General features: G+C 59.3%; 23 protein-coding genes. 8 read left to right on the top strand and 15 right to left on the bottom strand.

All coding sequences use genetic code 11. The features are described 5' to 3' along the window. Positions 1–191 precede the first annotated feature (191 nt). From ilvD to ACA048_RS27805, 5 genes are all read right to left on the bottom strand, one after another. Positions 192–2,033, bottom strand: coding sequence for a dihydroxy-acid dehydratase (gene ilvD / locus ACA048_RS27825; protein ID WP_131061090.1), 1,842 nt, complete (start codon positions 2,031–2,033; stop codon positions 192–194). A gap of 258 nt (positions 2,034–2,291) precedes the next feature. Then, positions 2,292–3,503 carry a Bcr/CflA family efflux MFS transporter gene (locus ACA048_RS27820; RefSeq protein ID WP_497627116.1) on the bottom strand — a complete coding sequence of 404 codons (1,212 nt, stop codon included), beginning with the start codon at positions 3,501–3,503 and terminating at the stop codon, positions 2,292–2,294. After that, positions 3,496–4,473 (bottom strand): diiron oxygenase, encoded by a 978-nt coding sequence (locus ACA048_RS27815; protein WP_497627115.1) that lies wholly within the window; start codon positions 4,471–4,473, stop codon positions 3,496–3,498. The genes ACA048_RS27820 and ACA048_RS27815 overlap by 8 nt, the downstream gene beginning before the upstream one ends. Beyond that, positions 4,470–5,549: a SagB family peptide dehydrogenase gene (locus ACA048_RS27810; protein ID WP_497627114.1), complete on the bottom strand. Its 1,080-nt coding sequence runs from the start codon at positions 5,547–5,549 to the stop codon at positions 4,470–4,472. The genes ACA048_RS27815 and ACA048_RS27810 overlap by 4 nt, the downstream gene beginning before the upstream one ends. Before the next feature lie 424 nt (positions 5,550–5,973). Beyond that, entirely contained in the window at positions 5,974–7,170 is a 1,197-nt protein-coding gene (locus ACA048_RS27805; RefSeq protein ID WP_452628526.1) for a class I SAM-dependent rRNA methyltransferase, read from the bottom strand. A 230-nt stretch (positions 7,171–7,400) separates the two neighbouring features. On the opposite strand from ACA048_RS27805, the gene ACA048_RS27800 reads away from it, so the two are divergent. Together ACA048_RS27800 and mutM are read left to right on the top strand one after the other, a co-directional pair. Next, positions 7,401–8,216, top strand: coding sequence for an HDOD domain-containing protein (locus ACA048_RS27800; RefSeq protein ID WP_223518208.1), 816 nt, complete (start codon positions 7,401–7,403; stop codon positions 8,214–8,216). Between the two features lie 28 nt (positions 8,217–8,244). Continuing rightward, the gene (mutM, locus tag ACA048_RS27795) at positions 8,245–9,057 is read left to right on the top strand and encodes a bifunctional DNA-formamidopyrimidine glycosylase/DNA-(apurinic or apyrimidinic site) lyase (RefSeq protein WP_223517970.1); all 813 of its coding nucleotides are present in this window, start codon (positions 8,245–8,247) and stop codon (positions 9,055–9,057) included. Between the two features lie 23 nt (positions 9,058–9,080). Here the strand turns inward: mutM and ACA048_RS27790 are convergent, their stop codons facing one another. The 5 genes from ACA048_RS27790 to ACA048_RS27770 form a co-directional block, all read right to left on the bottom strand. Further along, entirely contained in the window at positions 9,081–9,332 is a 252-nt protein-coding gene (locus tag ACA048_RS27790; RefSeq protein WP_110965364.1) for a YfhL family 4Fe-4S dicluster ferredoxin, read from the bottom strand. Positions 9,333–9,434: 102 nt separating this feature from the next. Continuing rightward, positions 9,435–9,914 (bottom strand): pantetheine-phosphate adenylyltransferase, encoded by a 480-nt coding sequence (gene coaD / locus ACA048_RS27785; RefSeq protein ID WP_007945531.1) that lies wholly within the window; start codon positions 9,912–9,914, stop codon positions 9,435–9,437. 115 nt (positions 9,915–10,029) lie between these two features. Beyond that, positions 10,030–11,625 (bottom strand): GMC family oxidoreductase, encoded by a 1,596-nt coding sequence (locus ACA048_RS27780; RefSeq protein WP_497627113.1) that lies wholly within the window; start codon positions 11,623–11,625, stop codon positions 10,030–10,032. Between the two features lie 156 nt (positions 11,626–11,781). Beyond that, a complete protein-coding gene (locus ACA048_RS27775) occupies positions 11,782–12,327 on the bottom strand; it encodes a twin-arginine translocation pathway signal protein (protein ID WP_497627112.1) in 546 nt (181 codons plus the stop codon). A 28-nt stretch (positions 12,328–12,355) separates the two neighbouring features. Continuing rightward, positions 12,356–13,786, bottom strand: a complete 1,431-nt coding sequence (locus ACA048_RS27770) for a coniferyl aldehyde dehydrogenase (RefSeq protein ID WP_497627111.1) — start codon at positions 13,784–13,786, stop codon at positions 12,356–12,358. Positions 13,787–13,932: 146 nt separating this feature from the next. Between ACA048_RS27770 and ACA048_RS27765 the strand changes: the two genes are divergently transcribed. Next, positions 13,933–14,604 carry a TetR/AcrR family transcriptional regulator gene (locus tag ACA048_RS27765; protein ID WP_497627110.1) on the top strand — a complete coding sequence of 224 codons (672 nt, stop codon included), beginning with the start codon at positions 13,933–13,935 and terminating at the stop codon, positions 14,602–14,604. A 33-nt stretch (positions 14,605–14,637) separates the two neighbouring features. Beyond that, on the top strand, positions 14,638–15,492 hold the full coding sequence (locus ACA048_RS27760; RefSeq protein ID WP_497627109.1) for a sulfurtransferase: 855 nt from the start codon (positions 14,638–14,640) through the stop codon (positions 15,490–15,492). A 44-nt stretch (positions 15,493–15,536) separates the two neighbouring features. On the opposite strand, the gene ACA048_RS27755 is transcribed toward ACA048_RS27760, so the two are convergent. From ACA048_RS27755 to ACA048_RS27740, 4 genes are read right to left on the bottom strand one after another with little or no spacing between them, the layout of a single operon-like run. After that, a complete protein-coding gene (locus ACA048_RS27755) occupies positions 15,537–16,541 on the bottom strand; it encodes a hydrolase (protein WP_497627108.1) in 1,005 nt (334 codons plus the stop codon). Between the two features lie 55 nt (positions 16,542–16,596). After that, a complete protein-coding gene (gene rsmD / locus ACA048_RS27750; RefSeq protein WP_140664229.1) occupies positions 16,597–17,208 on the bottom strand; it encodes a 16S rRNA (guanine(966)-N(2))-methyltransferase RsmD in 612 nt (203 codons plus the stop codon). Further along, on the bottom strand, positions 17,208–18,698 hold the full coding sequence (locus tag ACA048_RS27745; protein ID WP_497627107.1) for a M16 family metallopeptidase: 1,491 nt from the start codon (positions 18,696–18,698) through the stop codon (positions 17,208–17,210). The genes rsmD and ACA048_RS27745 overlap by 1 nt, the downstream gene beginning before the upstream one ends. After that, positions 18,691–20,046, bottom strand: a complete 1,356-nt coding sequence (locus ACA048_RS27740) for a M16 family metallopeptidase (protein WP_497627106.1) — start codon at positions 20,044–20,046, stop codon at positions 18,691–18,693. The genes ACA048_RS27745 and ACA048_RS27740 overlap by 8 nt, the downstream gene beginning before the upstream one ends. Before the next feature lie 344 nt (positions 20,047–20,390). Here ACA048_RS27740 and ftsY point away from each other — a divergent pair, with 344 nt between their 5' ends. From ftsY to rpoH, 4 genes are all read left to right on the top strand, one after another. Further along, positions 20,391–22,082 (top strand): signal recognition particle-docking protein FtsY, encoded by a 1,692-nt coding sequence (ftsY, locus tag ACA048_RS27735; protein WP_497627105.1) that lies wholly within the window; start codon positions 20,391–20,393, stop codon positions 22,080–22,082. After that, positions 22,079–22,750, top strand: a complete 672-nt coding sequence (ftsE, locus tag ACA048_RS27730) for a cell division ATP-binding protein FtsE (RefSeq protein ID WP_007945516.1) — start codon at positions 22,079–22,081, stop codon at positions 22,748–22,750. The genes ftsY and ftsE overlap by 4 nt, the downstream gene beginning before the upstream one ends. Further along, entirely contained in the window at positions 22,747–23,769 is a 1,023-nt protein-coding gene (ftsX, locus tag ACA048_RS27725) for a permease-like cell division protein FtsX (RefSeq protein ID WP_497627104.1), read from the top strand. Before ftsE ends, ftsX begins: the two co-directional genes overlap by 4 nt. Positions 23,770–23,881: 112 nt before the next feature. Further along, positions 23,882–24,736: an RNA polymerase sigma factor RpoH gene (gene rpoH / locus ACA048_RS27720; RefSeq protein ID WP_158833536.1), complete on the top strand. Its 855-nt coding sequence runs from the start codon at positions 23,882–23,884 to the stop codon at positions 24,734–24,736. Between the two features lie 188 nt (positions 24,737–24,924). Here the strand turns inward: rpoH and mtgA are convergent, their stop codons facing one another. Then, on the bottom strand, positions 24,925–25,647 hold the full coding sequence (gene mtgA, locus ACA048_RS27715) for a monofunctional biosynthetic peptidoglycan transglycosylase (protein ID WP_497627103.1): 723 nt from the start codon (positions 25,645–25,647) through the stop codon (positions 24,925–24,927). Positions 25,648–25,704: the final 57 nt, after the last annotated feature.

Here is a 25,704-nt window from a genome sequence, read left to right as displayed (position 1 = left end):
ATCGTTGCGACGAGCACGGTCCATGTGGGAGCTGGCTTGCCTGCGATAGCATCGACGCGGTTAGCCAGATAGACCGAGTTGTCTGCATCGCAGGCAAGCCAGCTCCTACAGTTGATCTCCAGTGTTTGGAGATTTTAGTCAAAAAAATGCCCCGCACTTGGCGGGGCATTTTTTTGTGCGACGGTTAAGTATTACAGCCCGTCGAGCATCGCCTTGTTACGCACGGCACCCTTGTCGGCGCTGGTTGCCAGCAGGGCGTAGGCTTTCAGTGCGGTGGTCACCTTGCGTGGACGTTTTTCCACAGGCTTCCAGCCTTTCTGATCCTGCTCGGCACGACGTCCGGCCATTTCTTCGTCGCTGATCAACAGGTTGATCGAGCGGTTCGGAATGTCGATCAGCACTTTGTCGCCGTCCTGCACCAGACCAATTGCACCGCCTGCCGCCGCTTCTGGCGACGCGTGGCCGATGGACAGGCCCGAGGTGCCGCCGGAGAAACGACCGTCGGTGAGCAGGGCGCAGTCTTTGCCCAGGCCTTTGGATTTCAGGTAGGACGTCGGGTACAGCATCTCCTGCATGCCCGGGCCGCCTTTCGGGCCTTCGTAACGAATGATCACGATGTCGCCGGCCTTCACTTCGTCAGCGAGGATGCCGCGTACGGCGCTGTCCTGGCTTTCGAAGATCTTCGCGTTGCCTTCGAAGACGTGGATCGATTCGTCGACACCGGCGGTTTTCACTACGCAGCCATCCAGTGCGATGTTGCCGTAGAGAACGGCCAGGCCACCTTCTTTCGAGTAAGCGTGCTCGACACTGCGGATGCAGCCGTTTTCACGGTCGTCGTCCAGTGTTTCATAGCGGGTCGACTGGCTGAACGCGGTTTGCGTCGGGATGCCCGCAGGACCGGCCTTGAAGAAGTGATGCACCGCTTCGTCGTCAGTCTGGGTGATGTCCCACTTGGCAATGCCTTCGGCCAGAGTCTTGCTGTGCACGGTCGGCAGGTCGGTGTGCAGCAGGCCGCCACGGGCCAGCGAGCCGAGGATGCTGAAGATCCCGCCGGCACGGTGCACGTCTTCCATGTGGTACTTCTGGATGTTCGGCGCGACTTTGCACAGTTGCGGTACGTGGCGGGACAGACGGTCGATATCGCGCAGGTCGAAATCGATCTCGGCTTCCTGGGCCGCAGCCAGCAAGTGCAGGATGGTGTTGGTGGAACCGCCCATGGCGATGTCCAGCGTCATGGCGTTTTCGAACGCCTTGAAGTTGGCGATATTGCGCGGCAGTACCGACTCGTCGTTCTCGCCGTAGTAACGCTTGCACAACTCGACGATGGTGCGCCCGGCTTGCAGGAACAATTGCTCGCGGTCGCTGTGGGTGGCCAGCGTCGAACCGTTGCCCGGCAATGCCAGGCCCAAGGCTTCGACCAGGCAGTTCATCGAGTTGGCGGTGAACATGCCGGAGCACGAGCCGCACGTCGGGCAGGCGCTGCGCTCGTACTCAGCGACTTTCTCGTCAGAAGCGCTGGAGTCTGCGGCGATCACCATGGCGTCGACGAGGTCGAGACCGTGGCTGGCCAGTTTGGTCTTGCCGGCTTCCATCGGGCCGCCGGAGACGAAGATCACCGGGATGTTCAGGCGCAGAGAGGCCATCAACATGCCAGGGGTGATCTTGTCGCAGTTGGAGATGCAGACGATGGCGTCGGCGCAGTGGGCGTTGACCATGTACTCGACGGAGTCGGCGATGATTTCGCGACTCGGCAGCGAATACAGCATGCCGTCGTGGCCCATGGCAATGCCGTCATCCACGGCAATGGTGTTGAATTCTTTGGCGACACCGCCAGCGCGTTCGATTTCGCGGGCGACCAGTTGGCCCAGGTCCTTGAGGTGGACGTGGCCCGGTACGAACTGGGTGAACGAGTTGGCAATGGCGATGATCGGCTTTTTGAAGTCGTCATCTTTCATCCCCGTGGCGCGCCACAGTGCGCGGGCACCGGCCATGTTGCGGCCGTGGGTGGATGTTTTCGAGCGGTAATCAGGCATGAAGCACTCCGGGCGGCTAATCAGGTATCAAAAGGGAAGTGAGCTTCTATTGACGTCTGGAACACTCAGAAATGGCCGTGTGTCCGGAAGTTGCCGATAACTTTGCGGGATCGCCGCGCGCTTCAGCTTGAGCTCATAAACCCGCCGGGGGATGACTGGCGATGAATGTCGCGATTCTACACGGCTGGCGTCAGGAGGGAATGCCGGGAAGCGTTGATCCAGTGCAGACGGAGCGGGTGAGATGACGACTGGCACGTATCACCCGGTATTGAGTGCCTGTTGAGTCTTGTGATTGATCACTGCGTTCACTCCAAGCCCTGCAACGCTCAGTATCAGGAAGCCCAGAGCCAAAGTGGTGATCAGGTTTTCGGGCATCAGATTGATCAGCGAGCTGGTCACACCGCCGAACATGAAAATCAGCATGGTGCCGACCGAGGTGGAGGCCCCGGCATTTTCCGGGTAGAGATTCATGGCTTTGGAGTTGACGATTGGCCTGGCAATGGTGGTGCCTATGGTGCAAACCAGCATGGGGATCAACACCGTCGCAGCAGAAAGACCGAACTGGCGAGTTATCCACAGCATGATCCCACCTGAAACTGCGATCAGCCCCAGCCCGATAACGATCTGGGTGTTGGCTTGCAGGTATCGATGCAGCACGCTGGCTAATACTCCGCCGCATACATACGCCGCGCCATACAGCAATAACGTCCAGGCGAATTCATACGGCGAAAGCGCCAGACGCTCCATGAAAATGATGGGCGAAGAAACAATGAACGAAAAATGACAGGCGAAGCCCAAGGCGGAAATCAACCAGTAACCCATGAAGCGTACATCCGAGCATAAGCGCCAATAAGTACTGAAAAACCCCTTGTGTGGCGCCCTGTGGACAGGCGGAGTTTCCTTGATTAGCCGGTAGGCCCCGAGCCAGGCAATAACCGCCAGTGCAATGAAGACATAAAAACTGCCTTGCCAACCAAAGCATGATTGCAGCCAGGTTCCCAGCAGTGGCGAAATTGAAATGAACACTCCGCCCCCCGTCACCATCCAGATCCTGATGCGCTCCCGTTCTCGACCGGCGAACAGGTCCTGTATCAGCGCCTGTGACAACGAAAATGAACCGCAACCAATCGCCTGAATCACGCGAAAGAACAAAAACCAGCCAAAGTCGCTGGCGACCATGCAACCAGCTGCTCCAATTGCCGCAATAGCAATGCCTCCCAGCAGCAGCTTCTTGCGCCCCCACCTGTCCGACAGTGGCCCGACCAGCACCACAGCCAATGCCAGACCGATGGCGAACACGCTGACAGACAGGGCGATCTCGGACGACGAAGTCTGAAAATAGTCAGAAAGCGCAGGAAAAGACGGGAGCACAACGTCGAGAGGGAAAACCCCAAGCAGCGTCATGGTCATCAACAGAATGACCATGACCCGTTGTTTTTTGCCGTGGGCTGCATCGTGTCCTTCATTCATCGAAAAGCCCTGCCTTGGTGAAGAGTTGCCGGTTGTGAGGCAGATCGAAGAACCCTGCTTTTTTCAAGGCGTTCAGAGTGGCGCTGGCACCCGACCGCGCTCGTTGCAGGCAGGCTTGTGCGTCGGACAGCCCGTCGATGATGTCTACACAGGATGTCTCGCTGAGGCCGACACTGCGAAAGCTTGCCCTCAGCCAAAGCTCATCGACCTCAAAGAAAACCCGAATGATCTCCGGCAGCAGCCCGGCGCAGAACAGGCGTTGAGCGCTGTTCAGGTGCAGCCACAGATGGTGGAAAACCTCGGAGAAATAGCGACTGTGCAGCGCCTCGTCGGCGAGGTGATCCCTGAGCATTTCCTGAACACCGCACACCAAAGCGTCTCGACAGATGTCGAGCAGATCCTTGGCGATGATCGTCTCGGAGACGAAACCGGTGAGGAACCAGGCCAGTGGCTTGTGCCTGTCGGGTGTGCGCTCGAGCAGGGCGTTCAGTCGGGTGATTCGCTGCGGCATTACCGGCCGATCGGCCATGCGGTAATGATCGGCAATCTGCTCGGCGAGGCTATTGGAAAACAGAGCGTGGTAACCCTCGTCGGTGTACAACTGCAGCGCGGCCTTTTTCATCCGTTGGGGGACGCACACACCGAGTTCGCCATGGACGATGGTTTCGATAGACCGGTTGACGATACGGTGTTCGAGCAAGGTGGTGTAGTCGAGGAAATACACCAGGTGATTGGCCGACATGCGATGAGAGATTGCCCGGCCGGCTTCTTTGACTGCCGGGTGATTCAGGTACGGCAGGAAGGCCGGTGGAAACCAATGTCGGGTTTCCAGTTGCTGTTCGACATCCGGCGGCAATAAATAGGTGTGCTTGCTGGTTCGCACGGCGGCCCGGTTATCCCAGGCGCCGAGGGTGAAACGCTGGGCCCAGCCGGCGGGAAGCGATGCCTGTTCAATGAGCGAGCCGGTCATGGTTGCGAGTCCTGACGGCTCAGCAGCATTTTCAGTTCCTTGCACATCACGTCGCCGTCGCTGTTGCCGCAACCGACAAAAAACAAAGGCTGCTCTGAGCTGTCATTGAGACCCAGCAGCGTTTCGACCTGATCGTCCGTCAGCGCTCCGGTCAGCCAGGTGTTCAATCCCAGCGAGGTGGCCACCAGCTGGAAGGTCTGGGAAATATGTCCGGCTTCAACGTAGGCCATTCGATAAGCGCGCGAGTGTTCATATTTCCACCACAGCTTGTCGAATCGACTGGTGATGAACAGGCCCACCGGCAGGTTATTAATGAAGTGTTGCCCGCACAGCAGTTGCCCTAACGGTCGCATTGGCAGTGGGTTGACGTAGCTCAACGCATGCTCGGTTGGATGGTAGGCATAGAGCCCGGGCTTCAGGCCGCTGACATTTTGTACAAGAAGGAAGCCTTCACAAGCGTTCAGCCCACCCCCGGAAGGACTTGTACGCCGGGCGTCGAGTCCTTCTGCAATGGTTTCGTCGATGTCGTTTTCACGTTCTCGCAAGTAGCCCAGGGACAAGTAAAGCAACGTGCTGACCGCTTCGAAGGGGAGAGTGTCCCCGGTGAAGGTTCGGCAGGTTTTTCGGTCGATCAGTGTGTTAGCCAGAGAGCCTTCCGGCAGCCATGAAGGTTTCGGCAGCGTAATCAACTCGCCTGCCAGGCGTTCCGCCAGTCGCGTGTCCGGGGTCGGTGTGGCCAGGACTTCGCTGCAATGGTTCAGATACTCTCTGGACCATTCATGAATATTTTGTGGGGTATGTTGGCAGGGAATGTTCTTGGTGCCGATATGGAATATTTTCGACAGATCATCCCAGCCCCACTCAATAACAGAATGTGTTGCGGTGGTCAGTATTCCTGCTTCAAGAAGTTGTATGTCTATGCTGTTTTTATTATTGAATCTGTTCGGTTTGTTAATAAGTTCTGCCAGTCGGGTTGAATGCTCAAGATCCAACTCATACTGTTTGTGGTTTTTGTAATCCCACACTATTTGACCTGGCGTGCGAGGAAGTATGAAGAGATAAGGGTTTATCTGCATGGTGGGCGGTTCGCTCTGGAGTGTTCCATAGAGAACGCTGGGTAGCCGGCACTCCCCAGCGCTTCATTTACTTAGCGGGCTTTTGGCGCAACCAGAAAAGCCAGGTTGGCGATGTTGTTAGCTTCCAGAGTAATTGCTTTCATGTTTGGAACTCCTTGTAATTGATAGTGAGCGTCACTCCAATGTGACAACTCAATCATAGTTGCTAATGCGCTCTTATCAAGGAGAGATTGAGTAGGAATGTTCTAGTAGTTTTGTCGGATGAATCGAGAGTGTGAATGAGTTTTGTAAGGCGTTTTCGTTAGAATAAAGAATGCAGAGAAACGTCCTGCAAGTCGTCAGGACTGCAAGTGTAGGAAGTTCTAGGGTTGAATGTCAGATAATAGAACGGGGAGCCGATCGGCTCCCCGTCAAACCGGCGTAATCAGCTGTTTGGCAGCAGGCGGCAGGTGATGCTCTTGATGTAGCGAGTCTCGGCGATGGCAGGGTGAACCGGGTGGTCTGGGCCCTGACCGCCACGCTCCAGCAATTGGATGTTGCGGTCCAGGTGGCGGGCGCTGGTCAGCAGGATGTTTTGCAGATCGTCTTCGGGCAGGTGCATCGAGCACGAAGCGCTCACCAGGATGCCGTCCTTGCTGAGCAGGCGCATGGCTTGCTCGTTCAGGCGACGGTAGGCGCCTTCACCGTTCTTCATGTCTTTCTTGCGTTTGATGAAGGCCGGAGGGTCGGCCACGATCACGTCGAAACGTTCTTCGCTGGCTTTCAGCTCTTTCAGGGCTTCGAACACGTCGCCTTCTATGCAGGTCATTTTGTCGGCGAAACCGTTCAGCGCGGCGTTACGCTCGACGCCGTCGAGGGCGAAGGCTGAAGCATCGACGCAGAATACTTCACTGGCGCCAAACGCGGCAGCTTGCACACCCCAGCCACCGATGTAGCTGTACAGGTCCAGCACGCGTTTGCCTTTGGCATACGGGGCCAGACGTGCGCGGTTCATGCGGTGGTCGTAGAACCAGCCGGTTTTCTGACCTTGCATGACCGGTGCTTCGAATTTCACGCCGTTTTCTTCCAGCGCCACCCACTCCGGTACCAGGCCGAACACGGTTTCGACGTAGCGGTTGAGGCCTTCGGCATCACGGGCGGCGGAGTCATTCTTGAACAGAATGCCGCTTGGCTTGAGCACTTGGGTCAACGCGGCAATCACGTCTTCTTTATGGGCTTCCATGGTCGCCGAGGCGATCTGTACCACCAGGATGTCGCCGAAACGGTCGACCACCAGACCTGGCAGCAGGTCGGAGTCGCCGTAGACCAGACGATAGAACGGCTTGTCAAACAGACGATCGCGCAGCGACAGGGCGACGTTGATGCGGTGAACGAGCAACGACTTGTCCAGCGGCAATTTGATGTCGCGCGACAACAGACGGGCGCAGATCAGGTTGTTCGGGCTCATGGCAACGATGCCCAGCGGCTTGCCGCCGGCGGCTTCGAGGATCGCCTGGTCACCGGCCTTGAAACCGTGCAAAGGAGTAGCGGCTACATCGATTTCGTTGCTGTAGACCCACAAGTGGCCATTTCGCAGGCGACGGTCGGCGTTGGCTTTGAGGCGCAGGCTAGGCAGGGACATGACGTCGCTCCGGAAAAAAGAGCGGGAGTATAGCGTGTTGCGCAAGGCCACGGTTTGGCGGTTAGACATGCGGTGAAGGCCGCGGGTGGAGATGAAACTTCAGCAGATGTACCGTCCAAGGTGTCGGATCCAACTTTTAGAAGCTAGAATCTGCGCCTGGCCCAGAGTGTGTACATATGTCCCAAGAGCTGACTACCGAACAGATTCAACAATCCCTGCAAGGCATCAGCGTGCCCGCCCAGCCGCAAATCATGGTGGATTTGCAGATGGAGCAATACATGCCCGACCCGGACCTGGAAGTGATCGCGAAGCTGATCTCCCAAGACCCGGGCCTCTCTGGCGCTTTGCTGAAAATCGTCAACTCGCCGTATTACGGCTTGAGCAACAAGATCGCCTCGATCCAGCGTGCGGTGAACCTGCTGGGCAGCCGTTCAATCATCAACCTGATCAACGCGCAGTCGATCAAGGGTGAGATGAATGACGACACCATTGTCACCTTGAACCGCTTCTGGGATACGGCTCAAGACGTGGCGATGACCTGCCTGACGCTGGCCAAGCGCATTGGCGCTCAGGCCGGCGATGAAGCGTACGCCCTGGGGTTGTTCCACGATTGCGGTGTGCCGTTGATGCTTCAGCGTTTCCCCCAATACATGACGGTTCTGGAAGAGGCGTATGCTAACGCCAGTACCGAATGCCGGGTGGTGGACACCGAGAACCGGGCGTTTAACACCAACCATGCCGTGGTGGGTTACTACACCGCCAAGTCCTGGCGTCTGCCGGATCATGTGACCGCCGCTATCGCCAATCACCACAACGCGTTGGCGATCTTCAGCGATGAGTCGTCGCGCAATGCCCAGCTCAAGAACCTGCTGGCGATCCTCAAGATGGCCGAACACATTTGTGCGTCCTATCGGGTATTGGGTAACCAGGCCGAAGACCACGAATGGAACAGCATCGGGCATCTGGTGCTCGATTATGTCGGCCTCTCGGACTATGACTTCGAGACGCTCAAGCAAACGATTCGCGACCTCGGCACTCACCGCTGAATGTTGGATAGCCTGATTCGAGTGCGCCATGCCTGAATTGCCAGAAGTCGAAACCACCCGCCGCGGAATTGCGCCGCACCTGGAAGGCCAACGGGTCAGCCGGGTGATCGTGCGCGACCGGCGCTTGCGCTGGCCGATTCCGGAAGACCTTGATGTGCGGCTGTCCGGGCAGCGCATCGTGCTGGTGGAGCGGCGCGCGAAGTACCTGTTGATCAATGCAGAAGTCGGCACGCTGATCAGCCATTTGGGCATGTCGGGGAATTTGCGGCTGGTGGAAGCAGGCCTGCCGGCGGCCAAGCATGAGCATGTGGACATCGAACTGGAGTCCGGCCTGGCGCTGCGTTACACCGACCCGCGTCGGTTTGGCGCGATGCTCTGGAGCCTCGACCCTTATAACCACGAGTTGCTGATTCGCCTGGGTCCGGAACCGTTGACCGACCTGTTCGACGGCGAGCGCTTGTTTCAGCAGTCTCGCGGGCGCTCCATGGCGGTCAAGCCGTTCATCATGGATAACGCCGTGGTGGTCGGCGTCGGCAATATCTACGCGACCGAAGCGCTGTTCGCCGCCGGCATCGATCCGCGCCGCGAAGCGAAGAGCATTTCCCGGGCGCGCTATTTGAAGCTGGCGATCGAGATCAAACGCATCCTGGCCGCGGCCATCGAGCGCGGCGGCACCACGTTGCGCGACTTTATCGGCGGTGACGGTCAGCCAGGTTACTTCCAGCAGGAGCTGTTCGTGTACGGCCGAGGCCATGAGCCCTGCAAGGTTTGCGGCACAGAGCTGCGGGATGTGAAACTCGGGCAGCGCGCCAGCGTCTTTTGCCCTCGCTGTCAGAGCTGAGAGGTCCTGCGGTCTTAAAAGACTCAAGCCTTACCGGTAATCTTCCGGTATTTCTCCATCAACTCGTCTTGAGTCTCCGGATGCGCTTCGTCCAGAGGAATACAATCCACCGGGCACACTTGCTGGCACTGAGGTTCGTCGTAGTGGCCGACACACTGCGTGCACAGGTTCGGGTCGATCACGTAGATCTCTTCGCCTTGGGAAATGGCGGCGTTTGGGCACTCGGGTTCGCAGACGTCGCAGTTGATGCAATCGTCGGTGATGATCAGGGACATGCTAACTCCAGCCAGGGCGGCAGGCCCGGGCGCAATAAACCAATGCGCACAATTGTGCCGCATTGGCGCCCGCAGTGCACGCGGGCGCCGATTCAGCGGTCGTTACTTCTTGAAGCGCTCGGTGAGGGCGTCCGCCACGGCAGGGTGGACGAACTTGGTAATGTCGCCGCCAAGCGCAGCGATTTCACGGACCAGCGTTGAAGAAATGAACGAATAACGCTCGGATGGAGTAAGAAAGAGGCTTTCCACATCCGGCGCCAGTTGGCGGTTCATGTTGGCCAGCTGGAATTCGTATTCGAAGTCCGATACCGCGCGCAATCCACGCAAAAACACGTTGGCGTTCTTCTCTTTGGCGAAGTGCGCGAGCAGCGTCGAGAAACCGACGACTTCAACGTTCGGCAGATGTTTAGTGACCTCGCGGGCCAGCTCCACACGCTGTTCCAGAGGAAACAACGGGTTTTTCTTGGGGCTCGCGGCAACGGCGATGATCACATGATCGAACAGGCGCGCGGCGCGTTCGACCAAGTCGCCATGGCCCTTGGTAATAGGGTCGAAGGTACCTGGGTACAACACTCGGTTCATCGCGTCGTCCTGGCGGGAGTCCGTTGGGGAGTCGGATGGTATCGCAGCCTTCCCGGTCGGCCAAGTCGCCTGTTGGGTAAGAAAGCACTATAGACGATAAGAATATTCTCCCTTTTCATGGGTTTTTCAAACGTTCGGCCAGCGAAGTGGCCAGTTGTGCTGTCAGCCCGTAGATCGACAACTGCGGGTTTGCGCCAATGCTGGTGGGAAACAGCGAGCCGTCATGGACCGACAGATTACTGAGCTGGTGATGACGGCCGAGGCTGTCGGTGACGGCGTTTTTCGGGTCTTCACCCATCGCACAACCGCCCATCACGTGGGCGCTGCCCAGACGTGTGCGATACAACTCAAGGCTCAAACCATCGATCAGCGTGCGCGCTTCGGCCAGGGTTTTCACGTAGCGAGCATCGGCGTGCATCGGCATCACCGCTTTGGCGCCACCGGCGAACTGGATCTCGGCCATGCTGTGGAAGGCTCGGCGCAAGCCGTCCCAGGTGTAGGGTGAGACTTGATAGTCGAGCACTGGCGTATTGTCACCGCGCAATTCGACGCTGCCACCGGGGCTGTCCGGATGGAAACCGTCGCGCAGCAGCGCGAGCATGGCGTGGGTATGGGGCAGGTGCTCCATGTGCAGGGCGTTTTCCTTGCCGAAACCGCCGAGCAGGGTCGTCGCCAATGCCGGGTGCAGCGGTGGGACTTCGAGTTTGTAGGACATCTTGCCAGTGGTGCCGTCCTGCCATTGGAAATGGTCGGAATAGATCGACTGTGGCGCGCCGTAGAAAGGGTTGATCACCTCGTCGAACAGCCCGGCGGACATGTTCACCAAATGCAGGAACGTGCGTTTGCCGAGGCGCTTGTGCGGATCCGGTGCATCGGAACGCAAGAGCAACGCCGGGCTGTTGATTCCGCCTCCGGCCAGTACGTAATGGCGCGCCTTGACCGTGATCGTGCGCCCGGTCGGCGCGACGCAGCGGTCGTCCATCGCCACGCATTGCAGGCCGGTGACCTTGCCGTCCTTGATCGACAGCCTTTCGGCGCGGGCCAGGTACAGCAGCTCGCCGCCTTTTTCCAGCGTCGCCGGAATGGTCGTGACCAGCATTGATTGCTTGGCGTTGGTTGGGCAGCCCATGCCGCAATAGCCAAGGTTCCAGCAGCCGCGCACGTTGCGCGGGATGACGTGCCAGGCGTAGCCGAGCTTTTCACAGCCTTTGCGGATCACGTCGTTGTTGGCGTTGGGCGGCACCATCCACGGTGCGACGCCGAGGCGTTGTTCCATTTTCTCGAACCACGGCGCCATATCGGCAGGCGAGTGGCCTTTGACATCGTGCTCCTTGGCCCAGTGTTCGAGCGTCAGGGCTGGCGTGCGAAAGCTCGAGGTCCAGTTGATCAGCGTGGTGCCGCCCACCGCCCGGCCCTGAAGGATGGTGATCGCGCCATCCTTGCTCATGCGCCCGATACCTTCCTGATAGAGGCTGGAGTAGGCCTGGTCTTCGAGCATCTTGAAGTCGCTGCTGGTCTTGAGCGGGCCTTCTTCGATCAGCAGCACCTTGTAGCCGGCCGCGCTGAGGATTTCAGCCGTGGTGCCCCCACCAGCACCGCTGCCGATGATCGCCACGTCCGCTTCGAGGATCAGGTCTTGGGTCAGTTGCGAGCCATTGTAGGTTTTCCAGCCACGGGACAGGCCTTCTCGGAACGGATCGGGTACAGGCATCTTCTGGTTCTCTTGTTGTTTTTATTGGCGGTGGTGAGGCGACTGACGCCATCGCGGGCAAGCCCGGCTCCCACAGGGTTTTGAGTCGTTCATAAAAGGGTGGCTCACCTCGAACCTGTGGGAGCGTGGCTTGCCCGCGATAGGGTCGCCCCGGTTTCAGACCGTAGGCGGTCCGGGATACCCGCAATGCGCCCACGATTCCGCCCGGCTGTACCACGCCATCATCACCAGTTGCAGCAACGAGCTATGGCCCATGCGCAACAAGCCCAACGAACTGTTTTCCCAACGATCAAGGAAGTGCCGGATTTCATCAGTGCTGGCGTTTTCCCAACTGCCCCAGATCCCGGTCAGCGGTCCGCGAGTCACGGCCATCCCCAGCACATCGAACAATTGTTGTGTCAACTTGAGCATTTCCGGCGACAGGTGATTCAGGCTGTTATCCAGGCTGTGCAAGGTCTGGTCGACCGATGCCGACATTTTCTCGGCCGTGACAGCGCCCTCGAGCATCACCGGGATCAGGGCCCGCAAAAACAGCAGGTCGCCGCTGCGCAGCAACATGAAGCCGGTCGCCGGAGTGCTCGACGAGCAGCCGCTGAGGCTCGCGCCCAAGCCGGCCGTGGCCAGGAAGGCGCTCGCGCCGAGGCTGAATTTCAGCAAGCCGCGCCGTGACAGCGCGGGTGTATCGGTCAAGCTTGGGTTCATTATTGTTGTTACCCGGTGGTGGTGATGGTTAGCGGATAAACAGCTTCTGGATCAGTTTCTGAATGGACTTTCCGTACGGCGGGTAGATCAACTTCGATGCGTTGAAGCGCTGTTTGATCAACACGCCTTTGGCCTTGCTGAAGGTCAGGAAGCCTTCGTGGCCGTGGTAATGACCCATGCCCGAGGCGCCGATGCCACCGAACGGCATGTCGTCCTGAGCGACGTGCAGCAGCGTGTCATTGAGGCAAACACCCCCGGAGTGGGTTTCGTGGAGTACACGGTTTTGTTCGCGCTTGTCGTAGCCGAAGTAATACAGCGCCAGTGGGCGAGGGCGTTGGTTGATGTAGGCGAACGCCTCGTTCAGAGTCTTGTACGGCACGATCGGCAGCAGCGGGCCGAAGATTTCGTCCTGCATCACCGTCATGTCGTCGGTGACATTGAGTAGCAGGCTGTGACTCATGCGCCGCCCCTGACCTTGATCGAACAACGGAATCAGCTGCGCCCCTTTGCTGGTGGCATCGCTGATGTAGCCGTTGAGACGCGCCAGTTGCCGCTCGTTGATGATGGCGGTGTAGTCCGGGTTGTCAGCCAGTGTCGGATAAAAACCGCGAATCACCTGACGATAAGCTTCGATGAAACCCTCCACACGGTCTTGCGGCACCAGTACGTAATCCGGGGCCACGCAGGTTTGACCGGCGTTCAGGGTCTTGCCGAAGGCGATACGTTCGGCGGCGTCCTTAAGTGGCACATCATGGGACACGATGGCCGGGGACTTGCCGCCGAGTTCGAGGGTCACCGGGGTGAGGTTCTCGGCCGCCGCACGCATCACGTGTTTGCCGATGCTGGTGGCGCCGGTGAACAGCAGGTGATCGAAAGGCAGGCGAGAGAACGCTACGCCGACGTCGGCTTCGCCCAGCACGACGCAGACCAGGTCTTGAGGGAAGACCCGGGCGAGCAATTCCTTGAGCAGCAAACCGGTGGCCGGGGTTGATTCGCTGAGTTTGAGCATCACCCGATTACCGGCCGATAGCGCGCCCACCAATGGGCCGATGGCCAGGTACAGCGGGTAGTTCCACGGCACGATCACGCCGACCACGCCCAACGGTTGGTAAACAACTTTGGCCGCCGCCGGCTGAAAAGCGATGCCCACCTTGCGCCGCGAGTCCTTCATCCAGCCTTTAAGGCGCTGGCTGGCGTAATGAATGCCGTGGAGGCTGGGCATTATTTCGGCGAGCAGGGTTTCATCGGCGCTGCGGTGGCTGAAATCCTGGCTGATCGCCTCGATCAACGCCTGACGTTCGCTGTTCAACAGGTCGCGCAATACTTTGAGCCATTGCTGACGCTGGGCGGCCGGCGGCATCGGGTTGGCGGCGTACGCGGCGCGTTGTGCGTCGAACAGGGTTTGCAGTTCTTCCAGAGGCTGATTCAGGTTCTGAAGGTAGGCGATGTCAGCAGTCATTGTCGGCTCCGGATTAATTGTAATGAAGACCTTTTTAGAGTCTATACTCTAGAAAGTCAAATGACATCCTCGAACAGCTTTGTTTTATCCACTCGCGGATAGGTCGTAAGATGCCCGTCATCGCACTCTGAATTTAAGCTCAAGCCATGGCCCCTCGGATCAAAACCAGCGAGCGCATCGTGCAGAACAGCCTGGAGCTGTTCAATCAGCAGGGTGAGCGCAGTATCAGCACCAACCACATTGCTGCCCACATGGAGATTTCGCCGGGCAACCTTTACTACCACTTCCCCAACAAGCAGGCGATCATCGCCGTGTTGTTCAGTGAGTACGAAAGCCTGGTGGACAGCTTCCTGCGCCCGCCTCAGGGGCGTGCGTCCACGGTGGACGACAAGCGCTTCTACCTTAAGGAGTTGCTGGCGGCGATGTGGCGCTACCGGTTTTTGCATCGCGATCTCGAGCACCTGCTCGACAGCGATCCGGAACTCTCCGCCCGTTACCGGCGGTTTTCCCAGCGCTGCCTGATTCATGGCACGCACATCTACGGGGCCTTCGTCGAAGCCGGCATCCTGCAAATGGACAAGGTGCAGATCGAGTCCCTGACGCTCAACGCGTGGATCATCCTGACGTCCTGGGTGCGGTTTCTGTGCACCACGCGGGAAAACTCCAATCACCTGAGCGAACAAGCCATTAAGCGTGGGGTGTATCAGGTGCTGGTGCTTGAGGCCGGTTTCGTGACGGATCAGTCTCGCGATGCAGTGAACGCGCTGTACGAAGAGTTTTACGTGCCGCTGGCCCAAGCCCTTGAAGAAGTGCAGTAGGATTTAAAACCGACTTAGTCACAGGAGCCCGCTATGCCCATTGCGCAACTGATCAGCCCGCAAGCACTGGACCTGAAAAAGGACGAGCCGGGGTTGGTGATTCTGGATTGTCGTTTTGCCCTCGAAGACCCGGATTATGGCCAGCGCAGCTATGCCGAAGGGCACATCGCCGGGTCGAAGTTTGCCGATCTTGAGCGTGATTTGAGTGGACCGGTGGTCAAGGGCATGACGGGGCGTCATCCGCTGCCTGACGCTGAAGCGTTGGTCGAACGCCTGCAAGCCTGGGGCATCAACGCCGACAGCGAAGTGGTTTTGTACGATGACGGCCCGGGTGCCTACGCGGCGCGGGCCTGGTGGTTGCTGGCATGGCTGGGCAAGCGTGACGGCGTGTTTATTCTGGACGGCGGGCTCAAGGCCTGGCATGCGGCGGGTTTGCCGCTGAGCCTGGATGCGTGCGACACCAAACGCGGCACCTTTACCGGAACCCCGGACAACGCGCTGATCTTGAGCGCCGAACAACTTCAGCAGCGTCTCGGCCAGCCGGCGCTGACCTTGCTGGACGCCCGTGCCTTGCCGCGTTTCAAAGGCGAAGTGGAGCCGATCGATCCGATTGCCGGGCACATTCCGGGAGCGCAATGTGCGGCGTTCAATGAGAACCTGGGCAGCGATGGACGATTCCTGCCGGCTGATCAGCTCAAGCAGCGATTTGCCACAAGACTCGGTGATCGTTCGCCGAGCGATCTGGTGGCGTACTGCGGTTCAGGCGTGACGGCGTGCCATAACCTGTTCGCGCTGTGCCTGGCGGGTTATCCGTTGGGTTCGTTGTATGCCGGATCGTGGAGCGAGTGGATCAACGATCCCGCGCGCGGCATCGCCACTGGCGAATAACGCAAATCCCCCCTGTGGGAGCGAGCGGGCTCCCACAGTACTGCTCATCTCCCGCCGCGCCCCACGGCTGCCAGCCACTGCGGGATGCGTCGTTCCAGGTAATAACCCGGTTGCCTGAACGAGCCATCGACGAAACCAACATGCCCACCTTTGGTTTGTAATTCGAGTTGCGTGCAGGCGGACAGTTCGTCGCCTTGCGGCAGGCTGTGGGGGAACACGAAGGGATCGTCTGCTGCCTGAATGATCAGGGTCGGTGTGCGAATCTCTCCAAGGAAATAGCGGCTCGAGGCGCGGCGATAGTAATCCTCGGCATCGATAAAACCATTCAACGGCGCCGTGACCCGGCCATCGAAATCCCAGAAGGTGCGCATGTTCTCCAGCGAACCGAGCGCCGCCAACGCCGCCAGGCCCTCTTCGCGTCCGTCATGCTGGAACTGGCGCTGTTTGTTCTTGATGTAGGCGAGCATCTCGCGCATGAAATGCGCCTGGTAGACCCTGGAAAAGCCCTGGCCAATGCGATCGGCGCAGTGGTCGAGACGAAACGGTACCGAAACCGCCACCGCACCGGCCACGTCACTGTCACTGCCGGATTCGCCCAAGTGCTTGAGCAAGACATTGCCGCCCAGGGAATAGCCCACCACATACAGCGGCGCTAACGGGCGTTTGGCCCGCAGGTGCCTGATGACTTCGGCCAGATCTTCGCTGGCTCCGGAATGGTAGCTGCGGGCCAACAGGTTCGGCTCGCCCGAGCAGCCGCGCCAGTTCAGCGCGACACTGGCCCAGCGTTGGGCGGCGAGTGCCTTTTGCACGCCGGCCACATAGGGTGAGTTCGACGACCCCGTCAGCCCGTGCAACACCAGCACCAACGGCGCCGTCGCGCTGTGTGGGCCATGCCAGTCGAGGTCGAGAAAGTCTCCGTCATCGAGCCACAAGCGTTCGCGCTCGCGTTCAATGTGCGTGGTTTTTCGCCATAGCGGTCCCCACAAGGTTTGCAAGTGCGGGTTGCCCAGGCCCAGGGCGGGGGTGAAGCGGTCTGGCGGATGGGACACAATTACTCTCGATGCAGCGGTGCGCAACGGGTGCGCACCTTTTCAGGCCGGTCGATTAACCGGCGATCTCTGCCATACGTTGCCACAACGCATAGTAAACCCGCCCGGATTTCTGCTCGCGGTGCAGGCGCCAGTTGCCTGGCAAGCCAAGGGACGACGGCGCGTTCTCGCTTTCGGTGTAGATCCAGGCCTCGTTGGCCAGCCACTGACGCTCTTCCAGCAGCGTGCAGACGCTCGGCAGCAGGTTCTGGTTAAACGGCGGGTCGAGGAACACCAGGTCGTAGGCCGTGGCTGTCTGGGTTTCCAGGTAGCGCAGGGCATCGGCGGTCTGAATCTGGCCGGTGGTGCAGCGCAGTGTGCCCAGATGCTCCTTGATGCTGGCGACCGCGATGTTGCTGGCGTCCAGCGCCTGGCCCATGGCCGCGCCGCGGGACAGGGCTTCCAGAAACAGTGCGCCGCTGCCAGCGAACGGGTCCAGTACCTTGGCGCCCGCGACGTAAGGCGCAAGCCAGTTGAACAGGGTTTCACGCACCCGGTCTGGCGTCGGGCGCAAGCCCGGGGCATCCGGGAAGCTCAGCTTTCGGCTGCCCCATTCGCCGCCAATGATGCGCAGTTGATTCACGCCGTTATGGACGTTGTGAACAGGTTTTTTAGGACGCGTGGCCATTAATGCTCCGGAACCCCGAGCGGCTGCTCGGCAGGTTTATCAGTTGGGGCCGGTAACGGCTTTTGTGGCACGGTCGGGCCAGCGCTGACGATGACCATTTTGTCCGTGCTCAAGTGTTTGTTCAGTGCGGTTTTGACTTGCTCGACGGTCAGGCTCTGGGACTCACGCATGAAATCATCCAGATAACTGAGCGGCAGGTTGTAGAAGCCCATGGCGCCCAATTGGCCGACGATATCGGCGTTGCTGGCGGTGGACAGCGGGAAGCTGCCGGCCAGTTCACGCTTGGCGTCATCGAGTTCTTTTTGCGTCGGGCCGGTTTTAAGGTAGTCGGCCAGCACATCCTGCACCAGTTTCAGCGTGCCTTCGCTCATCTCGGCGCGAGTCTGCAGGTTGATCATGAACGGGCCACGCGCCTGCATCGGGGTGAAACCCGAGTACACGCCGTAAGCCAGGCCACGCTTCTCGCGCACTTCGCTCATCAAACGAGTGCCGAAACCACCGCCACCGAGGATCTGGTTGCCCATGGACAGTGCGGCGTAGTCCGGATCGTCACGGTCGATGCCCAGTTGCGCGAGCATCAGGTTGGTTTGCTTGGACGGGAACTCGATGTGGCCGACGCTGGCTTTGGGTTCTTCCGGTTGCGCGATCTTCGCCAGTGCCGGGCCTTTCGGCAGCGCGCTGGAGACTTGCGCGGCAATCGCCTCGGCCTCGGTGCGAGACAGGTCACCGACCAGCGCAATCACCACGTTGCCAGCGGCGTAGGCTTTCTCATGGAACGCCTTGAGCTGAGCCAGTGTGATCGCAGGAACGGTTTTCGCCGTGCCATCGCTGGAGTGCGCGTAGGGGTGATCGCCGTACAAACGGTTCATCAGCTCCAGGCTCGCCAGTTTGCCGGGGTTTTGCTTCTGGTATTCGAAACCGGCGAGCATCTGGTTCTTGATGCGCGCGAAGGAGTCGGCCGGGAAGGTCGGTTTGCCAATGACTTCAGAGAACAACTTCAGGGCCGGTTCACGCTTGTCCGCGGCGCTGAGGCTACGCAAGGAAACCAGCGCCATGTCCTTGAACGCGCCGTTGCCGAAGTCAGCGCCCAGGCCTTCGAAGCCCTGAGCGATGGCGCCGACATCTTTGCCGGCCACACCTTCGTTGAGCATCGCGTTGGTCAGCACGGCCAGGCCCGGCGCATTGCCGTCCTGGCTGCTGCCAGCGGCGAAGATCAGGCGCATGTCGAACATCGGCAGCTCGCGGGCTTCGACGAACATCACCTTGGCGCCTTCGGCGGTGTTCCAGGTCTGTACGTCAAGGGAGCGGTGGCTCGGTGCCTTGCCATCGAGTTCAGTCAGCGATTGCAGCTTCTGGCTGGACTTGGCTTTGTCCAGTGCTTCGCTGGCTTTGGACTCATTGCTTCTGGACAAGTAAAAGGCAGCGGAGCCGATCAGTGCGACAGTGACCAGGCCGATCAGGGCCAGACGTGTTTTTTTACGCTCACTCATGAGTCGTCTCCAGTGGCAGAACATGGGCGACGCTGAGACGTTCGCGGGTGAAATACAGCTTGGCGGCGTTCTGGATGTCTTGCGGCGTTACGCTTTGCAGGTCGGCCAGTTCGGTGTCCATCAGCTTCCACGACAGGCCGACAGTTTCCAGCTGGCCGATGGAAGTGGCCTGGCTGGTGATCGAGTCGCGCTCGAAGACCAGGCCGGCAATCACCTGAGCCCGTACGCGTTCCAGCTCTTCGGCGGACGGAGCAGTGGTTTTCAACTGTTCGAGCAACTTCCACAGACCGGCTTCAGCCTGGGCCATGGTTTTCTTTTTCTGAGTGTTGGGTGAAGCCGACAAGGTGAACAGGCTGTCGCCGCGGGTGTAGGCGTCGTAGCTCGACGAACCGCCAGACACCAGCTCTTCACCGCGTTCCAGTTGCGTCGGGATGCGACCGCTGTAGCCGCCGTCCAGCAGGGCCGAGATCAGGCGCAAGGCGTTTACCGAGCGTTTGTCTTCGGCGGTGGCGATGCTCGGCACGTTGAAACCCAGCATCAGGCTTGGCAATTGGGTTTGCACATGCAGGGTGATCAGGCGTTCGCCGGGTTCGGCCAGTTCCAGCGGAATTTTCGCCGGGGGGACATCGCGTTTGGCGATGGGACCAAAGTAACGCTGGGCCAAGGCTTTGACTTCGTCCGGGGTTACGTCACCGACCACCACCAGCGTGGCGTTGTTCGGCACGTACCAGGATTGGTACCAGTGGCGCAGATCTTCAACCGTCATCCGATCCAGGTCGACCATCCAGCCGATGGTCGGCGTGTGGTAACCGCTGGCCGGGTAAGCCATCGCCTTGAAGCGTTCGTAGGCCTTGGACATCGGTTTGTCGTCGGTGCGCAGGCGACGTTCTTCTTTAATGACCTCGATTTCGCGGGCGAACTCGTCAGTTGGCAGGCGCAGGCTGGCCATGCGGTCTGCTTCCAGTTCGAAGGCCACGCCCAGACGATCGCGGGCCAGCACTTGATAGTAAGCCGTGAAGTCGTCGCTGGTGAACGCGTTCTCTTCAGCGCCGAGGTCGCGCAGGATCAGCGAGGCTTCACCGGGGCCGACTTTCTCGCTGCCCTTGAACATCATGTGCTCGAGGGCATGGGAAAGACCGGTCTGCCCTGGTGTTTCGTAGCTGGAGCCGACCTTGTACCAGACTTGAGAAACCACCACTGGCGCCCGATGGTCTTCACGCACGATAACTTTCAGGCCGTTATCGAGAGTGAATTCGTGGGTGGGTTGTGGATCGGCAGCCAAGGCTGACAGTGGCAGGCAAACTGTGCTGAGCAGCAGGCCTGCAGCGCGGCGGGCTAGAGCATTCATTCTTTTTTAAACCTGTTGGGCTGCCCGCTTGGTCTTAGCGTCAGCGGGCGAGAGGGTGCTAGGATACTGATCCGTTTTACTGGCGGCCACGCCTATCAGGCCTTTGATCGGTCAGCAGGTTGTTTGGGTTTGCGGCGCAAGCTTTGAGTTTGACAGCTAAACTCTGAGTTTTCGCCGACGATGCCGTTCCAGTCCTTTGAATTAGTCGACCTTTGAGGTGCGGTTTTCACCTCGACAAAATGTTGCGCGTGAACAAGCTGGGTCAATCACAGTCTGTTCTGCATCGAATATTTATTTGCCGGGGCGCCCTTGGGCGCGCCGCTACCGTGAGATAGCCGTCCTCCATGTTTGGTTCCAACGACGACAAGAAAGCCCCAGCTGCGGCTGGCGAGAAGAAAAGCCTGTTCGGATGGCTGCGCAAAAAGCCGCAGGAACCCGTCGTCGAACAGCCACAGCCACTTCCTGAACCCACGCCGGTGCCGGTTATAGAAGAAGCGCTCGCGCCGACTGTGTTAACCATCGCCGAGCCGGTGCTGCAACCGGTGGTCGAGCCTGATCTCGTTGCCGAGGCCGTTACCCAAGCCTCCCTGACACCGATTGCCGAACCCTGGCTGACGCTGCCGGTGGCCGAAGAGCCAGTGGCACTCGTTGAAGATGAATTGGCGCCGCACATTACGCCGCCGATTCCTGCTCCGGCCGCGTTTGCGCCTGAGCCCGTACAGGTTCCGGTGGTTGAGCCGGTTGTAGCGCCAGTCGTCGTGGCTGCGCCTGAGCCGGTTATAGCGCCAGTCGTCGTGGCTGCGCCTGAGCCGGTTGTCGCGCCAGTCGTCGTGGCTGCGCCTGAGCCGGTTGTAGCGCCAGTCGTTGTGGCTGCGCCTGAGCCGGTTGTAGCGCCAGTCGTCGTGGCTGCGCCTGAGCCGGTTGTAGCGCCAGTCGTCGTGGCTGCGCCTGAGCCGGTTGTAGCGCCAGTCGTCGTGGCTGCGCTTGAACCGGTTGTTGCAGAACCTGTGGTACCTGCTCCGGTTGCTCCGGTTGTGCAAGCACCAGCCCCCGTCGTCGCTCCCGTCGAAACACCCGTCGAGCCAACGCGTACAGAAGAATCCAAAGCCGGTTTCTTCGCCCGCCTCAAGCAGGGGTTGTCCAAGACCAGCGCCAGCATCGGCGAAGGCATGGCCAGCTTGTTTCTGGGCAGAAAGGCCATCGATGATGAGCTACTCGAAGACCTCGAAACCCGCCTGCTCACCGCTGACGTTGGCGTCGAAGCCACGTCGGTGATCATCCAGCGCCTGACCCAAAAGGTAGCGCGCAAGGAACTGGCTGATTCCGATGCACTGTACAAATCCCTGCAAGCCGAGCTGGCCGCCATGCTCAAGCCGGTCGAGCAGCCGCTGAAAATCACCTCGCAGAACAAGCCGTTCGTGATTCTGGTGGTGGGCGTCAACGGTGCCGGCAAGACCACCACCATCGGCAAATTGGCGAAGAAGCTGCAACTCGAAGGCAAGAAAGTCATGCTCGCGGCCGGTGACACCTTCCGCGCCGCAGCGGTCGAGCAACTGCAGGTCTGGGGTGAGCGCAACAAGATCCCGGTCATCGCCCAGCACACTGGCGCTGACTCGGCATCGGTTATCTTTGATGCCGTTCAGGCGGCCAAGGCCCGTGGCATTGACGTACTGATCGCCGACACCGCCGGTCGCCTGCACACCAAAGACAATTTGATGGAAGAGCTGAAGAAAGTTCGCCGGGTCATCGGCAAGCTCGACGCCGACGCGCCGCACGAAGTGTTGTTGGTGCTCGATGCCGGCACCGGCCAGAATGCCATCAACCAGGCCAAACAATTCAACCAGACCGTCGAACTGACTGGCCTGGCGCTGACCAAGCTCGACGGCACCGCCAAGGGTGGGGTGATTTTTGCCCTGGCCAAGCAGTTTGGCCTGCCGATCCGCTACATCGGCGTCGGTGAAGGCATCGACGATTTGCGTACCTTTGAAGCAGAACCCTTTGTCCAGGCACTGTTTGCCGAGCGGGAGCGTTCATGATTCGTTTCGAACAGGTCGGTAAACGCTACCCGAACGGTCACGTCGGCTTGCATGAGCTGAGCTTTCGAGTCCGTCGGGGCGAATTCTTGTTTGTAACCGGGCATTCCGGCGCGGGTAAAAGCACCTTGTTGCGCCTACTGCTGGCGATGGAGCGTCCGACCACTGGCAAATTGCTGTTGGCCGGCCAGGACCTCGCCACCATCAGCAGCGCGCAGATTCCTTATCTTCGCCGGCAGATCGGCGTGGTGTTCCAGAATCACCAGTTGTTGTTCGATCGCACGGTGTTCAACAACGTCGCGCTGCCCTTGCAGATCCTTGGCCTGTCGAAGGCCGAGATCGTCAAGCGCGTGGATTCGGCCCTGGAGCGTGTGGCGCTGTCGGACAAAACCGATTTGTACCCCGGCGACCTGTCCACCGGTCAGCAACAGCGCGTCGGCATTGCCCGCGCCATCGTTCACCGGCCGGCCTTGCTGTTGGCAGACGAACCGACCGGTAACCTCGATCCGCGTCTGGCCGCCGAAATCATGGGCGTGTTCGAAGACATCAACCGCTTGGGCACCAGTGTGCTGATCGCCAGTCACGACCTGGCACTGATCGCCCGGATGCGTCATCGCATGCTGACGCTGCAACGTGGTCGATTGATTGGCGACGGGGAGGCTGCCGAATGAGTGCGACACGCAGCCCCAAAGTTTCCGAACGTGTAGCCCCGAAGGCTGCCGATCCGCAACCGCAAAAGAAAAAACACGACGATGACGACGGCCCGGACTTCGCCACGTTGTTCCGCGCCTGGGTTGAAAGCCACCGCGCGAGTCTGCTGGACAGCTTGCGTCGCTTAGGCAAGCAGCCCATCGGCAGCTTTTTCACCTGCATGGTGATGGCCGTTGCGCTGAGTTTGCCGATGGGGTTGTCACTTTTGCTGAGTAACGTCGAGCGGCTGGGCGGTTCCTGGCAGCGTGCGGCGCAAATATCCCTGTACCTGCATTTGGAGGCCAGCCCTGCTGAGGGCGAGTCGTTGCGCGAGCAGATCAAAGGCATGCCGGGCGTAGCTGATGCGCAATATGTTGGTCGCGACCAGGCGCTGGAAGAGTTTCAGCAGCAGTCCGGCTTGGGCGATGCACTTAAGGAGTTGCCCGAAAACCCGCTGCCTGGCGTGGTTCTGGTGACGCCGAAGGAAGTCGACAAGCCTGCGCTTGAAGCATTAAGACAAAAACTTTCCGAGCTGCCAAAGGTACAACAGGCGCAACTTGATCTAGTCTGGGTCGAGCGTCTGGCCGCCATCCTCAAGCTGGGCGACCGTTTTGTCTTCGGTCTGACCGTGTTGCTGGTTTCTGCATTACTTTTGGTGATAGGCAATACCATTCGTCTTCATATTGAAAACCGCCGCACAGAGATAGAAGTGATTAAACTCGTCGGCGGCACGGACAGCTATGTGCGCAGGCCCTTTCTGTACATGGGCGCGCTTTATGGCTTCGGTGCGGGGATGCTGTCCTGGGGCGTACTGGCGTTTGGCTTGAACTGGCTGAACGACGCCGTGGTTGGACTGGCCGGTTTGTACGGCAGTGATTTCGCGCTGGCCGGTGTGCCAGTTGCCGATGGTCTGTCTCTCTTGCTTGGCGCGGTGCTGTTGGGGTATATCGGTGCATGGATTGCAGTCGCACGCCACCTGAGGGAGCTTGCGCCTAAGTAGTATCATTTTGCTCGTATTGACCTTTCAGCGTTTATGGGAACTTGTCTTTCGGTTTCCGGTCAATTTTCGCAGTGCTGAACTGCACGAGTTTGTAAGTGGGAGGTTTTTTCGTATGACCAATTCTTTGCAACCTGTATATGCTCTGGTCCCGGGTGCGAACCTGGAGGCCTATGTGCACACCGTGAACAGCATTCCATTGCTGACGCCGGAGCAGGAGCGTGAACTGGCCGAGAGTCTCTATTATGAGCAGGATTTGGGGGCGGCTCGGCAGATGGTGCTCGCCCACCTGCGTTTTGTCGTACATATCGCCCGTAGCTATTCCGGCTACGGTCTGGCTCAGGCTGACCTGATCCAGGAAGGCAACGTCGGCCTGATGAAGGCGGTCAAGCGCTTCAACCCGGAAATGGGTGTGCGTCTGGTTTCGTTCGCCGTGCACTGGATCAAGGCGGAAATCCACGAGTTCATCCTGCGCAACTGGCGCATCGTGAAAGTCGCGACCACCAAGGCCCAGCGCAAGCTGTTCTTCAATCTGCGCAGCCAGAAAAAGCGTCTGGCCTGGTTGAACAACGAGGAAGTCCACCGTGTGGCGGAAAGCCTCGGTGTAGAGCCTCGGGAAGTGCGCGAGATGGAAAGTCGCCTGACTGGCCATGACATGGCCTTCGACCCGGCCGCGGAAGCGGACGACGACAGTGCTTTCCAGTCGCCAGCCAACTATCTGGAAGACCACCGGTACGACCCGGCCCGTCAACTGGAAGATGCTGACTGGAGCGACAACTCCAACCACAACCTGCACGAAGCACTGGAAGTGCTGGACGACCGCAGCCGTGACATCCTTTATCAGCGCTGGTTGGCTGAAGAGAAAGCCACGCTGCACGACCTGGCGCAGAAGTACAACGTGTCGGCCGAGCGTATCCGTCAGCTCGAGAAGAGCGCGATGAACAAGCTCAAGTTGTCGATTGCGGCATAACCTGCGAACCGGCAATAAAAAACGCCCCGATCATTGATCGGGGCGTTTTTGTTTGTGCACATTATCCTGGCTGGCACCGGCCCCTGTAGGAGCGGGCTTGCCCGCGAATGCGGTGTGTCAGTCAAGATCAGAGCTGAATGACGCGCCGCATTCGCGAGCAGGCGCGCTCCCACAAGGGATTTGCAGTGTTATTGAGCCCAAGGCGCCCGGCGCGAATCGTTGAGGCCAACCAGATAACTGTCACCACCCAACTGACTCATCTGCCGCCGAATCCACCCGGCCCGTCGTGCGACGTAGTTGGTCGGATGGCTCGCGCTCCACACTCGCGGGTTGGGCAATACGGCGGCCAGTAAGCTCGATTGCTGACGGCTAAGACGTTTAGCGCTCACACCAAAGTGATGCCGTGCCGCAGCCTCTGCCCCAAACACGCCGTCATCCCACTCAACACTGTTGAGATACACCTCAAGAATCCGCTGTTTGGGCCAGAACACTTCGATCAACCCGGTAAACCAGGCTTCCAGACCTTTGCGCAACCAACTGCGGCCAGACCACAGGAACAGATTCTTCGACACTTGCTGGCTCAGCGTGCTGGCACCGCGAATCGACCCACCCAGTTCGTTATGAGCCAGAGCCGCCTGAATCGCGCCGAAGTCAAAGCCCCAGTGTTCAGGAAATTTCTGATCCTCACCGGCAATCACCGCGACTTTCAGGTCGTCGGAGATTTCATCCCATGGCTTCCAGCTCCGTTGCAGGTCAATCGGCTCGCCGTCGAACCAGGATTCGATCTTACGCTCGACCATCAACGCCGTTCCCGGCGGCGGCACCACGCGAAAAATCAGCACCAGCAATACGCTGCCACCCGCGAACCAGAGCACGGCCTTTGTGAATCGTCGCAAAAATATACGCAGCATAGAGATGGCTTGGCCGAACCCGTTGAGCGGGCCATTATACAGACCCTGTTGATCGAG

The organism is Pseudomonas sp. LBUM1659 (assembly GCF_059716045.1).
This window is presented reverse-complemented; position numbering and strand designations above follow the sequence as displayed.

Bases quoted from the DNA above. Each gene is read 5' to 3' on its own strand.
- ACA048_RS27760 (WP_497627109.1), top strand. From the start codon at position 14,638: ATGCCCATTGCGCAACTGATCAGCCCGCAAGCACTGGACCTGAAAAAG.
- ftsE (WP_007945516.1), top strand. From the start codon at position 22,079: ATGATTCGTTTCGAACAGGTCGGTAAACGCTACCCGAACGGTCACGTC.
- ACA048_RS27765 (WP_497627110.1), top strand. From the start codon at position 13,933: ATGGCCCCTCGGATCAAAACCAGCGAGCGCATCGTGCAGAACAGCCTG.
- ACA048_RS27790 (WP_110965364.1), bottom strand. From the start codon at position 9,332: ATGTCCCTGATCATCACCGACGATTGCATCAACTGCGACGTCTGCGAA.
- ACA048_RS27740 (WP_497627106.1), bottom strand. From the start codon at position 20,046: ATGAATGCTCTAGCCCGCCGCGCTGCAGGCCTGCTGCTCAGCACAGTT.
- ftsY (WP_497627105.1), top strand. From the start codon at position 20,391: ATGTTTGGTTCCAACGACGACAAGAAAGCCCCAGCTGCGGCTGGCGAG.
- rpoH (WP_158833536.1), top strand. From the start codon at position 23,882: ATGACCAATTCTTTGCAACCTGTATATGCTCTGGTCCCGGGTGCGAAC.
- mtgA (WP_497627103.1), bottom strand. From the start codon at position 25,647: ATGCTGCGTATATTTTTGCGACGATTCACAAAGGCCGTGCTCTGGTTC.
- ilvD (WP_131061090.1), bottom strand. From the start codon at position 2,033: ATGCCTGATTACCGCTCGAAAACATCCACCCACGGCCGCAACATGGCC.
- ftsX (WP_497627104.1), top strand. From the start codon at position 22,747: ATGAGTGCGACACGCAGCCCCAAAGTTTCCGAACGTGTAGCCCCGAAG.
- ACA048_RS27815 (WP_497627115.1), bottom strand. From the start codon at position 4,473: ATGACCGGCTCGCTCATTGAACAGGCATCGCTTCCCGCCGGCTGGGCC.
- coaD (WP_007945531.1), bottom strand. From the start codon at position 9,914: ATGAACCGAGTGTTGTACCCAGGTACCTTCGACCCTATTACCAAGGGC.
- ACA048_RS27820 (WP_497627116.1), bottom strand. From the start codon at position 3,503: ATGAATGAAGGACACGATGCAGCCCACGGCAAAAAACAACGGGTCATG.
- ACA048_RS27810 (WP_497627114.1), bottom strand. From the start codon at position 5,549: ATGCAGATAAACCCTTATCTCTTCATACTTCCTCGCACGCCAGGTCAA.
- rsmD (WP_140664229.1), bottom strand. From the start codon at position 17,208: ATGGCCACGCGTCCTAAAAAACCTGTTCACAACGTCCATAACGGCGTG.
- mutM (WP_223517970.1), top strand. From the start codon at position 8,245: ATGCCTGAATTGCCAGAAGTCGAAACCACCCGCCGCGGAATTGCGCCG.
- ACA048_RS27780 (WP_497627113.1), bottom strand. From the start codon at position 11,625: ATGCCTGTACCCGATCCGTTCCGAGAAGGCCTGTCCCGTGGCTGGAAA.
- ACA048_RS27770 (WP_497627111.1), bottom strand. From the start codon at position 13,786: ATGACTGCTGACATCGCCTACCTTCAGAACCTGAATCAGCCTCTGGAA.
- ACA048_RS27745 (WP_497627107.1), bottom strand. From the start codon at position 18,698: ATGAGTGAGCGTAAAAAAACACGTCTGGCCCTGATCGGCCTGGTCACT.
- ACA048_RS27805 (WP_452628526.1), bottom strand. From the start codon at position 7,170: ATGTCCCTGCCTAGCCTGCGCCTCAAAGCCAACGCCGACCGTCGCCTG.
- ACA048_RS27775 (WP_497627112.1), bottom strand. From the start codon at position 12,327: ATGAACCCAAGCTTGACCGATACACCCGCGCTGTCACGGCGCGGCTTG.